The sequence below is a fragment of the uncultured Cloacibacillus sp. genome (assembly GCF_963926575.1).
In the GTDB taxonomy this organism is placed as follows: Bacteria; Synergistota; Synergistia; order Synergistales; family Synergistaceae; genus Caccocola; species Caccocola faecigallinarum.
In genome coordinates this window covers 166,253-178,811 of the sequence record NZ_CAWUXW010000003.1, presented here as the reverse complement: position 1 = coordinate 178,811, position 12,559 = coordinate 166,253, and the positions used below count along the sequence as shown (strand labels likewise).

13 protein-coding genes and 1 pseudogene are annotated in these 12,559 nt (G+C 61.9%); 3 read left to right on the top strand and 11 right to left on the bottom strand.

The features are described from left to right. Positions 1-24: 24 nt before the first annotated feature. The 6 genes and pseudogenes from ruvX to ABGT66_RS05880 all read right to left on the bottom strand — a co-directional run bounded on the left by ruvX (position 25) and on the right by ABGT66_RS05880 (position 5,023). Positions 25-441, bottom strand: a complete 417-nt coding sequence (gene ruvX / locus ABGT66_RS05905; protein WP_346689467.1) for a Holliday junction resolvase RuvX — start codon at positions 439-441, stop codon at positions 25-27. Further along, entirely contained in the window at positions 441-2,576 is a 2,136-nt protein-coding gene (alaS, locus tag ABGT66_RS05900) for an alanine--tRNA ligase (protein WP_346690449.1), read from the bottom strand. Before alaS ends, ruvX begins: the two co-directional genes overlap by 1 nt. A gap of 100 nt (positions 2,577-2,676) precedes the next feature. Further along, positions 2,677-3,093, bottom strand: a pseudogene (locus ABGT66_RS05895) (alanine--tRNA ligase-related protein); the annotation flags it as partial. A 118-nt stretch (positions 3,094-3,211) separates the two neighbouring features. Further along, complete coding sequence (locus ABGT66_RS05890) at positions 3,212-3,787, bottom strand: methyltransferase type 11 (RefSeq protein WP_346689465.1); 576 nt, start codon at positions 3,785-3,787, stop codon at positions 3,212-3,214. Between the two features lie 38 nt (positions 3,788-3,825). Continuing rightward, positions 3,826-4,749: a cysteine synthase A gene (gene cysK, locus ABGT66_RS05885; protein WP_346689463.1), complete on the bottom strand. Its 924-nt coding sequence runs from the start codon at positions 4,747-4,749 to the stop codon at positions 3,826-3,828. Between the two features lie 10 nt (positions 4,750-4,759). Next, a complete protein-coding gene (locus ABGT66_RS05880; protein WP_346689461.1) occupies positions 4,760-5,023 on the bottom strand; it encodes a thioredoxin family protein in 264 nt (87 codons plus the stop codon). Between the two features lie 127 nt (positions 5,024-5,150). On the opposite strand from ABGT66_RS05880, the gene ABGT66_RS05875 reads away from it, so the two are divergent. Next, on the top strand, positions 5,151-6,122 hold the full coding sequence (locus ABGT66_RS05875) for a formimidoylglutamase (RefSeq protein ID WP_346689459.1): 972 nt from the start codon (positions 5,151-5,153) through the stop codon (positions 6,120-6,122). A gap of 23 nt (positions 6,123-6,145) precedes the next feature. Here ABGT66_RS05875 and ABGT66_RS05870 read toward each other — a convergent pair whose 3' ends face one another. Genes ABGT66_RS05870 through ABGT66_RS05860 form a run of 3 tightly spaced genes read right to left on the bottom strand, consistent with a single transcriptional unit; the run spans position 6,146 to position 7,860 of the window. Further along, positions 6,146-6,766, bottom strand: a complete 621-nt coding sequence (locus ABGT66_RS05870; RefSeq protein ID WP_346689458.1) for a hypothetical protein — start codon at positions 6,764-6,766, stop codon at positions 6,146-6,148. Positions 6,767-6,770: 4 nt separating this feature from the next. Continuing rightward, positions 6,771-7,382 carry a HutD family protein gene (locus tag ABGT66_RS05865; protein ID WP_346689457.1) on the bottom strand — a complete coding sequence of 204 codons (612 nt, stop codon included), beginning with the start codon at positions 7,380-7,382 and terminating at the stop codon, positions 6,771-6,773. After that, positions 7,360-7,860, bottom strand: coding sequence for a DUF523 domain-containing protein (locus ABGT66_RS05860; protein WP_346689455.1), 501 nt, complete (start codon positions 7,858-7,860; stop codon positions 7,360-7,362). Before ABGT66_RS05860 ends, ABGT66_RS05865 begins: the two co-directional genes overlap by 23 nt. A gap of 391 nt (positions 7,861-8,251) precedes the next feature. Here ABGT66_RS05860 and ABGT66_RS05855 point away from each other — a divergent pair, with 391 nt between their 5' ends. Together ABGT66_RS05855 and ABGT66_RS05850 are read left to right on the top strand one after the other, a co-directional pair. Continuing rightward, complete coding sequence (locus tag ABGT66_RS05855; protein ID WP_346689453.1) at positions 8,252-8,797, top strand: HdeD family acid-resistance protein; 546 nt, start codon at positions 8,252-8,254, stop codon at positions 8,795-8,797. A gap of 191 nt (positions 8,798-8,988) precedes the next feature. After that, entirely contained in the window at positions 8,989-9,783 is a 795-nt protein-coding gene (locus ABGT66_RS05850) for a hypothetical protein (protein WP_346689452.1), read from the top strand. Between the two features lie 88 nt (positions 9,784-9,871). Here the strand turns inward: ABGT66_RS05850 and ABGT66_RS05845 are convergent, their stop codons facing one another. Next, complete coding sequence (locus ABGT66_RS05845; protein WP_346689451.1) at positions 9,872-10,258, bottom strand: hypothetical protein; 387 nt, start codon at positions 10,256-10,258, stop codon at positions 9,872-9,874. 2 nt (positions 10,259-10,260) lie between these two features. Beyond that, on the bottom strand, positions 10,261-12,558 hold the full coding sequence (locus tag ABGT66_RS05840) for a S8 family serine peptidase (protein ID WP_346689449.1): 2,298 nt from the start codon (positions 12,556-12,558) through the stop codon (positions 10,261-10,263). Position 12,559: the final 1 nt, after the last annotated feature.

Below are 12,559 nucleotides of genomic sequence, written 5' to 3'. Positions count from 1 at the left end.
TTACTCCGCGCGGCAGTTCCAAATTCAGATGTTCCTTCCGCTGTCGAGGTAGCTTTGCAGCAGGAGCGTCGCCGCTATCTTGTCGACCTTCTGTTTTCTGCCGCTGCGCGACACGTCGGCCTCAAGCAGCGCCTGCTGCGCTATCGTGGTCGTGAAGCGCTCGTCCCAGAAGCGTATCTCACATTCCGGGAAGCGCTCTTTTATCGTCTCGGCAGTCGCGCGCATACGCTCCGCCTCCGGACCTTCGCTGCCGTCGGTGCGGCGCGGCATCCCTATCAGGATGACCGGGCTTTCGTAATGAGCGATTATGCCGGCAAGCTCCGAGAGCCAGTCGCCGCGCGCGTTCAAAACGGCGGCCCCCTGGGCGAACATGCCCAGAGGGTCGCTGACCGCAACTCCGATTCTGACGCTGCCTATATCGAGAGCTACGATACGCCGCATTACTTTCCTTTTGTCATAAGCTCCTCGAAAATCTTCGGAGCGGCCGCGAACGCCTTGTCGAGCTTGTCCGCGCCCGGCGCGCCGCCCTGCGCGAGGGTCGGGCGTCCGCCGCCCTTGCCTCCGAGCTCGGCGGCTACCGCCTTGAGCAGAGCTCCCGCGTTGGCTCCGAGCTTGACGATGTTGTCGGAGGCCATGGCCGTCAGCGCGACGTTGCCCTCCGACGCCACGCCCGCGAGGAGCATCATAGCGTTCGGATATTTATTGCGGATTCTGTCGCCTATCTGGCGCAGGAGGTCCGGCGTGATGTTGTCGAACTTTTCCGCGATGAAGTCGACGCCGTTGACGTTCGCGACGGGCTTGACGCTGTTCTCTATCTCGGACATCGCGGCCTTGACCTGAAGCTCGCGGTTCTTGCGTTCGAGAACCTTCTTCTCGTCCATCATCGTTCCGACCTTCGCCATCAGCGATTCGGCGTCTCCACCGACCATCGTCACAAGCGACATGACCGCGTTGCCGTAGGACTGGAAGAGCGGAAGCGCCTGCGTACCGGCGACCGCCGTTATCCTGCGGATGCCGGAGCCGATGCCCTCTTCGCGGACTATCTTGACGAGGCCGATTTCGCCGGTGTTCTTGACGTGCGTACCGCCGCAGAGCTCGGTCGAGAAGTCGGAGATTCCGAGCACGCGAACCTCGTCGCCGTACTTTTCGTCGAAGAGCGCGCGGGCGCCGGTCTTCTTCGCCTCTTCAATCGGCATGACGCGCGTCGTGACTGGGCTGTTTTTCAGCACCTGCTCGTAGACTATGCGCTCGGCCTCGCGCAGCTCGTCGAGGCTGACGGGCGCGAAGTGGTTGAAGTCGAAGCGCAGGAAGGTCGGCGTGACGAGCGAGCCGGCCTGGCGCACGTGCTTGCCGAGCACGCGCGCGAGCGCCTCGTGCAGAAGGTGCGTCGCGGTGTGGTGGCGCTGTATGTCGGCGCGGCGCACGGCGTCTATCTCCGCCGTCACGTGAGCGCCGGGCTTTATCGTTCCCTTGGTTACTTTCCCTTTATGAACAATGAGGTCGGCGACGGGGTAAACTGTATCGGCAACTTCAAATTCCACGCCGTCGGCGTAAATCTTTCCGGTGTCTCCGACCTGTCCTCCCTTTTCTCCGTAGAACGGCGTGTCGGAAAGCACGAGCTCGGCCTCCTGGCCCTCGCAGGCTTCGTCCGCGAGAGCGCCGTTTATTATGACGGCCTTGACCTCGGCCTCGCACTTCGTCTCGCTGTAGCCGCAGAAGGGCGACGGGGCGATTTTGTCGGCGAGCTCTGTGTAGACGTTCTTGGAGATTACGCTGCTCGTCTGCTTGCTCGAGGCGCGCGCCCTCTCGCGCTGCTCCTCCATGGCCTTTTCAAAGCCGTCCTTGTCGACGGTGATGTTGCGCTCGGCGCACATCTCTTCCGTAAGCTCAAGCGGGAAGCCGAAGGTGTCGTAGAGGACGAAGGCCACGTCGCCGGGCAGCTCGTTCTTGCCGGCGGCTTCGAGCTTCGCTATCTCGGAATCCATGAGGTCGCTGCCCTGCGCGAGCGTGCGCGAGAAGCGCTCTTCCTCCGTGCTGAGCACCTGCTCGATTGCGGAGGACTGCTCGACGAGCTCATGGTATTCGTCGCCTATCGACTCGCGGACGACGGGCAAAAGCCCCGTAAGGAACGGCTTGTCGATGCCGAGCAGCCTGCCGTAGCGCACGCAGCGCCTGATGAGGCGGCGAAGGACGTAGCCGCCGCCGTCGTTCGTCGGCAGGATTCCGTCGGCGATCATGAACGCCGAGGCGCGGATGTGGTCGGAGATGACCTTGACGGCCATGTCCTTCTTCGGGTCCTCGCCGTATTTCACGCCGACGAGCTCGCAGGCTTTATCCATAATCGGACGGAAGAGATCCGTCTCGAAGTCGTTCGGCACGCGCTGAACGACGGAGGCGAGGCGCTCGAGCCCCATGCCCGTGTCTATATTCTTATGCGGAAGCGGCGTGAGGTTGCCCGCTTCGTCGCGGTTGTACTGCATGAAGACGAGGTTCCATATCTCGAGATATCTGTCGCAGTCGCAGCCGACGGTGCAGGTGGGTTTGCCGCAGGAGAACTCCGGCCCCTGGTCGTAGATTATCTCGGAGCACGGCCCGCAGGGTCCGACGGGGCCCGCCCGCCCAGAAGTTGTCGTCCTCGCCGAGGCGGAAAATTCTGTCCGCGGGCAGGCCGACCTTCTTGTGCCATATATCGAAGGCCTCGTCGTCGTCGAGGTATATCGTAACGTACAGACGCTCCGGCTCGAGGCCGACGCGCTGTGTGAGAAACTCCCACGCCCACGGGATGACCTCGTTCTTGAAATAATCGCCGAAGCTGAAGTTGCCCAGCATTTCAAAAAACGTATGATGGCGCGCCGTGCGGCCGACGTTCTCGATGTCGTTGGTGCGCACGCACTTCTGCGACGTCGTAGCCCTCGTCACCTCAGGCGTCTTGAGCCCGAGGAAGTAGGGCTTGAACGGCACCATTCCCGCTATAGTAAAAAGGAGGGTCGGGTCGTCCGGCACCAGCGAAAAACTATGATAGCGCTTGCAGCCCTTCTCCTCGAAAAAGTTCAGAAAAAGTTCTCTTAATTCCTTCCCGCTCCTGCGTTCCATGAAACAGCCCCCATTGATATTCAAACTAACAAGATATTATAAACTATTTGCATTGAAAATGCGCAGCAAAAAAATCGCCGCGCGGCCTCCGATTCCGTGCGACGGCAAAAATTCCCGCTTACCGCGCCTTCACGCCGCGGCACTCGTAGACGAAGGCGGGCGGTATGTTCATCATCACGAAGCGCACGTCCACCTTGTCGAAAAGCTTCTCGAGCGTCCCCTTCATGTGCAGCGAGTACTGGAACGCGACGAAGCTGCCGTCGGGCGCGAGGCTGCGCGTCACGCCATCCATGACGCTCTTCGTCACCTCGCGCGGCAGGACGGTGAAGGGCAGGCTCGAAACGATGAGCCCCGCCTTTTCTATTCCGCGCGCTTTCATGACCTCGGGCAGCGTCCGCGCGTCGGCGTATATCTCGAGCCCAGTTTCGTCCTCCAGATTTTTGCGCAGCTCTTCCTCTATTTCAAAGACGAGCAGCTCGCACTCCTTCGCCTTGCGTTCGATTATCGCGCGCGTCATGACGCCCGTCCCCGCTCCGAGCTCGGCGACCGCGCTGAGCTTCGCCCAGTCGGCGTTCTGGAGCATGGAGTCGACGAGCTGCGGCGAGCTCGGCGTTACGCTGCCTATCGTGCGCGGCTCCGTAACGAATTTTTTTATGAAAAGCATCTGGTCCTTCAGATTTTTGTCAACCTTCAATGCTGCGCACCCCGCTTAGATTTTTGTCCGCGTTCCGCTCAGCGCGCGAAGACGCTGAGGTATTTGTCGCCCCTGTCGGGCTGGATTGTGACGACGGCGCACTCCTTCGGCAGCTTCGCCGCGATTTTGAGCGCCGCCGCGACGTTCGCGCCGGTCGAAATTCCGCTGAAAAGGCCGAACTCCGAGGCGAGGCGGCGCGCCGTCTCGACCGCCTCCTCGTCCGTCACGGCCGCAAATTCGTCTATTTCGCCGACGACGAGGCAAGCCGGGACGAAGTTTGCGCCTATGCCCTGTATTGCGTGCGCGCCGGAGCGCCCCTGCGTGACGAGCGGGCTCGACGCGGGCTCCACCGCGACGACGTGAACGTCGGGAAATTTCTTTCTCAGCGCGCGCGCGACGCCGGTCACGGTGCCTCCCGTGCCGAACGACGCGACGAAGGCGGCGAGTTTTTTGCCCTCGGGCAGCTGCGCAAGTATCTCCGGCCCTGTCGTCAGCTCGTGCGCGAGCGGGTTGCCGGGGTTTGAAAACTGGTCGAGCATCACGGCGTCCGGGTTGCCCGCGAGGATTTCGCGCGCCCGCGCGACGGCCCCGGCCATTCCCTCGGCGGCGGGCGTCAACTCCAGCTCCGCGCCAAAAGCCGAGAGCACGGCGCGGCGCTCGACGGACATCGACTCCGGCATCGTCAGCACGACGGAGAGGCCGAGCGCGCGCCCGAGCAGCGCGAGGCCGATGCCGGTGTTTCCGCTCGTCGGCTCGACTATCACGCTGCGCTCCGTAAGCTCGCCGCGCTTCTGCGCTTCGCGCAGCATCCCCCACGCGGCGCGGTCCTTTATCGAGCCGCCGGGGTTGCCGCCCTCGAGCTTTATCCAGAGCTCCGCGCCGCCCGTCTCGCAGCCGAGGCGATAGAGCGGCGTGTTTCCGACGAGGCGCATAATTTCAATGCTGTCTATATCCTTCAGCAAGGCGCGCCTCCTAGCCGTTGCAGGCCGCCGCGAAGGCCTTGGCCACGTTTTCCTCCGTCGGCGCGCCCTCGGCGATTTTTTCGTCACCCGCGAAGAAGCAGGGCACGTAATAGTAGTCGTATTTGTCCGCGAGCTCCGGCTCCTTTTTCTCGTCTATCCTGACGAACGGCACTTCCTTATATTCCGGATGGGCGGCGAGCAGCGCGGCTATCATTTGCTCCGCGCGTTTGCAGTGCGGGCAGCCCTCGAACATGAACATCTTGAGTTCTTTCATTTATTCTCAGTCTCCTTGTTTCGTTTCCGTTTATTATATCCCGAAGATGCGAGAATCGGAATGTTGCGCAAGCGGGCCGCTGGGGATAGAATTTAGCGAATGCTTTTGAGCGTGGGAGGAATTGCGGATGGCATATAAGATAAACGCGGCGGCGCGGGACCTGTTCTACAGCAGGAACGACCCGAAGGACCGCCGCCTCGGCGAGCTCATCGGGCGCGCCGCGATAGACGAGGTTACGGAGGGGACGGTCGCGATAATCGGCGTCCCGGAGGACCGCGGCATCACCGCGAACAAGGGGCGCGCTGGCGCGGCGGCGGGGCCGGACGACATCAGGCGCAGGCTCTACAAGCTGACGCCGGGCTTCAACTCCGACTTCATGAGGCTGCGCATCGTCGACGTCGGCAACGTGGACACGAAGGAGCTGACGCTCGCCGAGGTCCACGACGCGGAGACGGAGGCGGTCGCGGAGATCGTCGCGCGCGGCGGGCTGCCCGTCGTCCTCGGCGGCGGACACGACCTGACCTACCCCGGCGTCCGCGGCCTCGTGACGGGTGCGAATATCGGGCGCGGCGGCATGGGGCTCATCAACGTCGACGCGCACCTCGACGTGCGCAGCGACGAGAACGGAATCAACAGCGGCACGTCGTTCTACCGCGCGCTGACGCAGCTGCCGGGCGGCGCGCTCTCCGGCGAGGCCTTCGTCGAGTTCGGCATACAGGAGCAGTACAACTCGCCCTACTATTACAACTGGGTGCTCGAGCAGGGCGGCCGCGTCGTCACGCTGCGCGAGGTCTCGGAGCGCGTCATGGAATTTTTCCTCCAGGCGCTCAACGCGGCGGGCAAGAACGGGCGCGCGATAGCGGTCTCGCTCGACATCGACGCGGTGCGCAGCACGGAAGCGCCAGGCGCGTCCGCCAGCAACCCGAGCGGCCTCAAAGCGCCCGAGCTCGACAAGATAGCCTACCTCGCGGGGCGCAGCGTTAAGGTCAAGTACCTCGACATCATGGAGGTCTCGCCGCCACTCGACGAGGACCACAGAACCGCGGCGCTCGCGGCCTCGGCGCTTTTCTCGTTCTTCAGAGGTCTCTGCGAGAGATAACGCGCGCGGATTGTCCGCAGCTTTCAGGGCCGAAGCTTTCCAAGGAAGGCTTCGGCCTTTCTCATGTCGAGCATCCAGCCGTCTGCCGCGCGCGACGAAAAATCAACGCCGAGCCAGTGCGGGACGGGCGACGAAAAGGCGAGCTCGAGAGCCGGAGGTGCGGGCAGCGCGACGCACCAGCGCGGCGACGCCGAGACTGCGGCGGAAAACACGGCATATGGCTCTTCCGGCAGTGGCGCAAATGAAAGCGCGCCGCAAGACTTCCACAGATTGACGAGTCCGAGCTCCATAAAATCCGGCCATCCGACAAAAAGCGGCGCGCGGAATTCTCTCTCCGCCCCCGCTATAAAATTCTCCGCGCGCACAAATTTTCCAGCCGCGAAGCCCCGCGCAGCCGCTTCGACGAAGGCGCGCCGCTTTGCAAAATTACAGCGGAAGCCTATAAAAGCGGAAAAGCGGCGTTCCTCAGCCTCGGCTTCATAAAACAGCTCCGCGCCGATATTTTCATCGTGAAAGCCGTCGAACCATTTTAAGACAGCGTCCGCAGGCTCGCCTCGCGAAAGCGCGACGCACTCTTCCCAGCGCGACTCGGGCGCGAACTGAAGTCTGGCCGCAGCGCCGCGCAGTACGCCAGTCAAATCCAAGCTCTTATCTCCACACCTCGGCGCATACCGCGGGCGCTCCGCCGCAGGCGGAACGGAGCGAAACGCGCGCCGTTCCCTCCTTCGCGGGCGAGTATGAGAAGAGCAGGAAATCTCCCTTGTCGAGCTTGTATTCGCCCTCTTCGCCGCCCGCCGCGCACTTCACCGTGAGGCCGTCGGTCAGCGAATAAATCCCGCGCCAGTATTCCGACGCGCCCTCCGGCGCGATCTCGGCGCACCCGCCGCCCGCCGCGCAGGCCGACATAGCGCCGCGGTAGCCGTCGACGGTCATCAGGTTGAAGTCCACGCAGCGTCCGACGGAGACCGTCTCCCAGCCGCCTTCGAATTCGTCGACGTCGGCAAGCGGCTTCATCGCGAGCGCGCGCCCGCCGTTGTGCGTCACCTCTATCTCGCCGTCGAGAATCATCAGCAGACGGTGAATTCCCGGCAGCGCCGTGAATACGGACTTCTCGTCCTCGACTATCGCCGTGCTGATGCGCCAGTCAAAGCGCCGCGCGCCGTAGTCCGCCCCCTCTGGCCATATCGCGAGCTGCGTCGTCACGCCGCCGCTCCATCTGTTGTGCGAAAGCTCGTCTTTACGCTTCACTTCCACCTTCATCGCGAAATTCCTCCGTTTCGAAAAGTTTTTCAAAATTTTCCTCGCTGAATACGCGCACGCCGTTCTCCATAAGCAGCGCCGCCGCGACGCCCGCGCCCGGCACGACGCGGCCCGAGAAGCTGCCGTCGTAAACCGCGGACGAGCCGCAGGACGGGCTGCGCTCCTTCAAAATCGCGCAGCGGCAGCCGAAACGCCGCGCCGCCTCAAGCGCGCGCCTCGCGCCGAGCTCGAACTCCGCCGTCACATCGCGGCCGTCGCGCCCGAAGACGCGGCCGCCCGATATCTCGCTCGGCTCGCGCGGCGCTTCGAGGCCGCCGAGCCGCTCCGGGCAGACCGGCACAAGCTCATGCTCCGCGCCGAGCGCGATAACGCGCGCGTCGGGCTTCGCGCCGCCGTCGTAACGGCACCTCGAGCCGAGAAGGCAGGCACTGACCAGTATTTTCATGACGATTCCCTCCATCGCTCGAAAGTATGGCATCACGCACAAAGCATAGCACGCCCGCGCCGTTTAGGCCAACGCGCACGCAGACCCGAAAGCACGGCGCTCCCGCCATACGCGGACGCGCGGCGCACGGCGGCGTCAGACTGGCGCGGCCTGCCATATACAGCCGAAAGCTCGACGCAGCTTCCGCGCGTTCAGGCGCGCTCCTATGCTTCTGCGGCGCGCCGAACGCAATGCCGAACAAGCAATTTATTTATATAAACATTAAATTTTTGAAAGTTACCGCGCGTCAATAAAACGCCGTAAGTTTTGTGCTATATCAATAAACTATGCTTTGTGCTATACTCACGTGAACGGAAGGAAATTCCGGCGGCGCGCGAAAATCTGATGCGCGGCGCAATAGAAGGAGACAACAACAATGCTGTTTATGGGAAAATGTTCAAAAGAAGATTTCGTGAAAAGTAAGAGAAGATTCTACGTAGTCGGCGCGATTATGCTCGCGCTCGGCTTCGTATCGCTTTCGATGCCGCTGCTCGCGTCATTCGCTGTCGAGACGATGATCGGCTGCCTGCTGCTCGCGGTCGGCCTCGGCAGCGCCTTCGGGGCCTTCAGCGCGATGCGCTCGGGCGACAGCCCGTGGCAGCAGGCCTTCATGGCGGTCATATCCGTCGCGGCGGGCGTCGTATTCCTCACGCATCCGCTCGCCGGCGTCATGACGCTGAGCATGCTGCTCTCGGCATACTTCCTCGTCGACGGCGTGACGAAGGTCGTCGAATATTTCCGCATCCGCGAAATCGGCGGCTCGCTCTGGATACTGCTCTCGGGCGCGCTCGGCGTAATCCTCGCCTTCATGATGTGGAACAACGTACTGACCGGCGCTTCGATGATAGGCATCGTGCTCGGCATAGACCTCGTATTCAGCGGCATGAGCTTCATCCTGCTCGGACGCGGCTGCTCGAAGCTGTCAAAATAACGGCGCGGGGACAACGCGAAGATAAAGCAAAAGCGGCGCGAAAGAGCGCCGCTTTTTTTTTGCTTGACGCAGCAAGTCCGCCGCAAATCCACTCCGGCGAAACAACCGGCAGACGGCGGCGCTTTCTCCATCCTCTGTATAATAATCGCACATAATGACGCCGCGCCGCGCGCGGCGAAGGAGGCACAGCTATGGGACTGGACATCTACGCGGGGACGCTTACGCGCTATTACGCGCACAACTGGAAAACCGCCGTACAACAATGGGCTGAGGCGAACGGATATGACTGCACGATCATGAGGCCGGCTGCCGCCGAAGCGGAGGAAGAAGAAAAGCTCTCCGCGGACGAAATACGCGAAGTCGTAGAAACGTGGCGAGACGATCTGCTCGGCGCTCTTTCGCAGTACAGCGAAGAGCCGTACGAACCGTGGCCCGAAGACGAGGAGAAGCCTTATTTTACCGACAAGCCTGACTGGGACGCATACAACGCGCTGCGTCTCTTCGCGTTCCACGTGCTGCTCGACAAGCCTCTGCCTGAAAAATTTCCGCGCCGCGGAGCGTGCGAGGACTTCATATCGATGAGCGAAGAAGAGAAAGAAAAGGCCGAGGGATTGTCGCTCTGCGGCGGCGCGGAATGGTGGCTGCCGCTCAAGGAGCAGTTCACCTTCAGCGCGGACACGCCGGCCGGGAACGAAGCCGCCTTCGGAACAGCAGGCATGCTCGCAGCCGAGCTTAAATACATCAACGACAAAGTCTGGCAGGCCGGCGAAGAAGAAATTCTCAAATGGAACGGCACGGAAGGCTACAAAGCGGAGGCGCTGTTTACGGAGAAGGGCGAATTCGCGCCAGTCCCGAAGAATGAACGCGAAGGCGAGGACTATGACGCGGAGGAGCTTGAATCACTCGCGAAGTTCGCCTTTTCGATTTTTTATCAGGCCGCGAAGTTCTCTCTGGAAAATCGAGTGCCGGTGCTGATGGATTATTAAAGACGGCGAAGAAAGAAAATCCAAGAAACGGCGAAAACGGCGCGAAGAGGCGCCGTTTTTTTCGTGCCGTGATTTTCTATAAAATGCGTCAGTTTTTCACAGCGACCGGACGCGACAGCTTCATTATATAATTCGGCGAAGCTCCCGCGACGCGCGCGTCTTTTCTCAAACGCGCGATAAGTTCGGCGGTCTCAAGCTTCGAACGGAAAGTCGCAGTCACACATTCTGAGGTTTCGTAAACCGGCGAAACATAGACGACTTCGGAGCATGCGTCCGCCGCTACGCCGCGGCAGTATGCGGCGAACAGTTCACGCCGCTCCTTCGACGCGCGGATCTCCTCTGGTACGCGCAGCAGAACAACGGCCTCGCCGCGAACGAATGCGCGCTCTCCCCCGCCAGCATGCGCGGCATCCGCCGCCCCGAGACAGAATGCCGCCGCAATGACGGCAAAAATTATGAAAAACGCCGCCTTCACAGCTAATCGCCCTTCTTCCTGAATTTACGCATCAAACCATAGACGAACGGAAGCCCAAGCAGCGCAATAGCGCCGCCTCCCGCGGAGCATCCGCCGCCGCTTCCGCCGGAGACAGACTGCTTCTGCGCGCCGTAACGCACAATCGCGGTCGGGTCGGTTATAGTCCCCTCAGCGCCGTCAAGGTCGTACGGGCCGTTGTCGGCTATATAGAGAACGACGTTGTAGTAAGCCTCTCCGTCGAACGTTCCGCCGAAAGAGCTCCAGTCTTTGTTGTAAATTTTAAACTCGCCGTCGGCCGCCGCGCCGTCCTCATCGAGAGCATACCTGAGGCACGTCCCGTCCGGCTTCACCTTGCAGACCGCCACGTCTCCAAGTCCGCAGCCGTCGCCGAATATTTCGCCCGGGACTGTGAAAGCGACGGCCGAGACCGCGGCGGCGTCAAGCTCGCCCTCTTCGCTGCTCTGCGCGCTGAATACCGGGAAGAGCGATACGCGCTCGACCTCTCTCGAGCTTTCAAGCGATTCCACAGCGCCGCCGACAATAGCATGGTCGAGATAAAGCCCTTCATCATCCACCGCGGTTACGCAGTTTTTCAGACTGTCGGGCAGAGCCTCCTTGTCCGACGCAAACTCTGCCTTGACGGTGGCCGCGCCCTCTGATACTGGGATTTGTTCCGGTTCGACAGGTTCGGCCTCGGTCGCAGCGCCCATGCCTATCTTCCACGCTTCATAGGCGTCGATCAGCCCGTACTGCGAATACCCCTCGCGCAGCACCGCTCCGTCTGCGCCGTCGAGTATCATCTGCTTTATCTCCGTCGCGCCCCTTTCCGGGAACAGCGAGCAAAGCAGAGCCGCGAGGCCAGCGACGTGCGGAGAGGCCATCGACGTGCCGCTTATGGCGGTGTAGCCGTCCTCGCTCCACGTATTTCCGTCCCCGGTAATCGGCTCGTACCGGCATGTGCTCATGATGTAGCCGCCGGGCGCGAAAACGTCCACCCATTCGCCAGAGGAGCTGAAATTTGAGCCCGCCGCGTAGCTGCGCTCGTCGTCCTCGCCGCTCGCGCCGACGGTAATGGTATTCTCGTAGCGGAACATGGCGGGAGTGCATATCTGCCCGGCGTACTCGCCCTCCGGCGCGTCAAGGTCCTGATCCTCGTTGCCCGCCGCAATGCAGACGATTACCCCCGCGTCGCTGAGCGCCTTTATCTTCGCGCTGTACGGCTCGTTCTCCGCCGCGTTGTCCGCGTCGGTCCAGCTGCCGAGAGACATATTCGCGACGCGGACGTTCACCCTCGCAGCCTTCGCCGCTAATACGAAGTCTATCGCGCGCATCTGGTCGCTCGTCAGCGAGCCAGTGGCGTATTCGACGCTGCCGTCGTCGTCCTCGTCGATGAACGCGGAGAAAACCGGCACGGCCATAAGCTTCACGTTCTGCGCGACGCCAGCGACGCCGATTCCATTATCCGTCACAGCGCCGATGATGCCCGCCACATGCGTGCCGTGTCCCTCTACGTCGCCGACGTATCTGGAATTATGCGTGACTGAAAGCACGTCGTCTATCGACGCCAGCTTTGTAGTTCCCGCGCCTGGGCCGACAGGAATGGGATCGAAGGCCGACGTCACCGGCGCTTCATCCTCGTCCTCTCCGAATTCCGCGCTGCTGTGGAACCATGCCCCGTGGCTGCCCGCAAACTCAGCGGCGTCAATTCCTGCGACGTCCATGCGCGAGAGCGTATCGGCGTCAAATTCGTACATGTTGTCCGCGAGGTCCTCGTGGTCGTATATAATCCCCGTGTCGATGACCGCGACGACGACCTCCTCGGACTCGGCCTCCGCCGTCTGCGCCCAGACCGCCGGCATATTTATACGCTCAAGCCCCCACTGTTCGCCGTAAAGCTGGTCGTTCGGCTTGGCGATCTCTATCTCCTCATCTTCGGCGGAGACGATGCGCGCCGGCGACGAAAGACGCATTATATAATTCGGCATCGCCGACACGACGCGCGGGTCGCCGCGCAGTCTTTCGATAAATTCCTCCGTGCTCTCCCCGCTCGCGCTGCGCAGCTGCGCGACTGCGTAAGTCTCGCCGCCGCGCTCAGCGCCGTTCGCCGAAAGCGTCCGCGCAGCGCCAACGCGCCCGTCGACTTTCAAACCATCCGAGCCCACCGTAGCAGCCTTCACCGGAAGGAAATTTCGCACAACCACCGCGCCGAGCTCAGAAGCCGCTGACCCCGACGCCGCGTTAGAAGCGCTCCGCGCCGCTGAATATCCAACCTCGGCCCGCGCCTCGTCCGTCCTCATCATA

Excerpts from the sequence above, each read along its gene's own strand:
- ruvX (WP_346689467.1), bottom strand. The coding sequence starts at position 441 with ATGCGGCGTATCGTAGCTCTCGATATAGGCAGCGTCAGAATCGGAGTT.
- ABGT66_RS05880 (WP_346689461.1), bottom strand. The coding sequence starts at position 5,023 with ATGAAAGAACTCAAGATGTTCATGTTCGAGGGCTGCCCGCACTGCAAA.
- ABGT66_RS05875 (WP_346689459.1), top strand. The coding sequence starts at position 5,151 with ATGGCATATAAGATAAACGCGGCGGCGCGGGACCTGTTCTACAGCAGG.
- ABGT66_RS05865 (WP_346689457.1), bottom strand. The coding sequence starts at position 7,382 with ATGAAGGTGGAAGTGAAGCGTAAAGACGAGCTTTCGCACAACAGATGG.
- ABGT66_RS05860 (WP_346689455.1), bottom strand. The coding sequence starts at position 7,860 with ATGCCATACTTTCGAGCGATGGAGGGAATCGTCATGAAAATACTGGTC.
- ABGT66_RS05855 (WP_346689453.1), top strand. The coding sequence starts at position 8,252 with ATGGGAAAATGTTCAAAAGAAGATTTCGTGAAAAGTAAGAGAAGATTC.
- ABGT66_RS05850 (WP_346689452.1), top strand. The coding sequence starts at position 8,989 with ATGGGACTGGACATCTACGCGGGGACGCTTACGCGCTATTACGCGCAC.
- ABGT66_RS05840 (WP_346689449.1), bottom strand. The coding sequence starts at position 12,558 with ATGATGAGGACGGACGAGGCGCGGGCCGAGGTTGGATATTCAGCGGCG.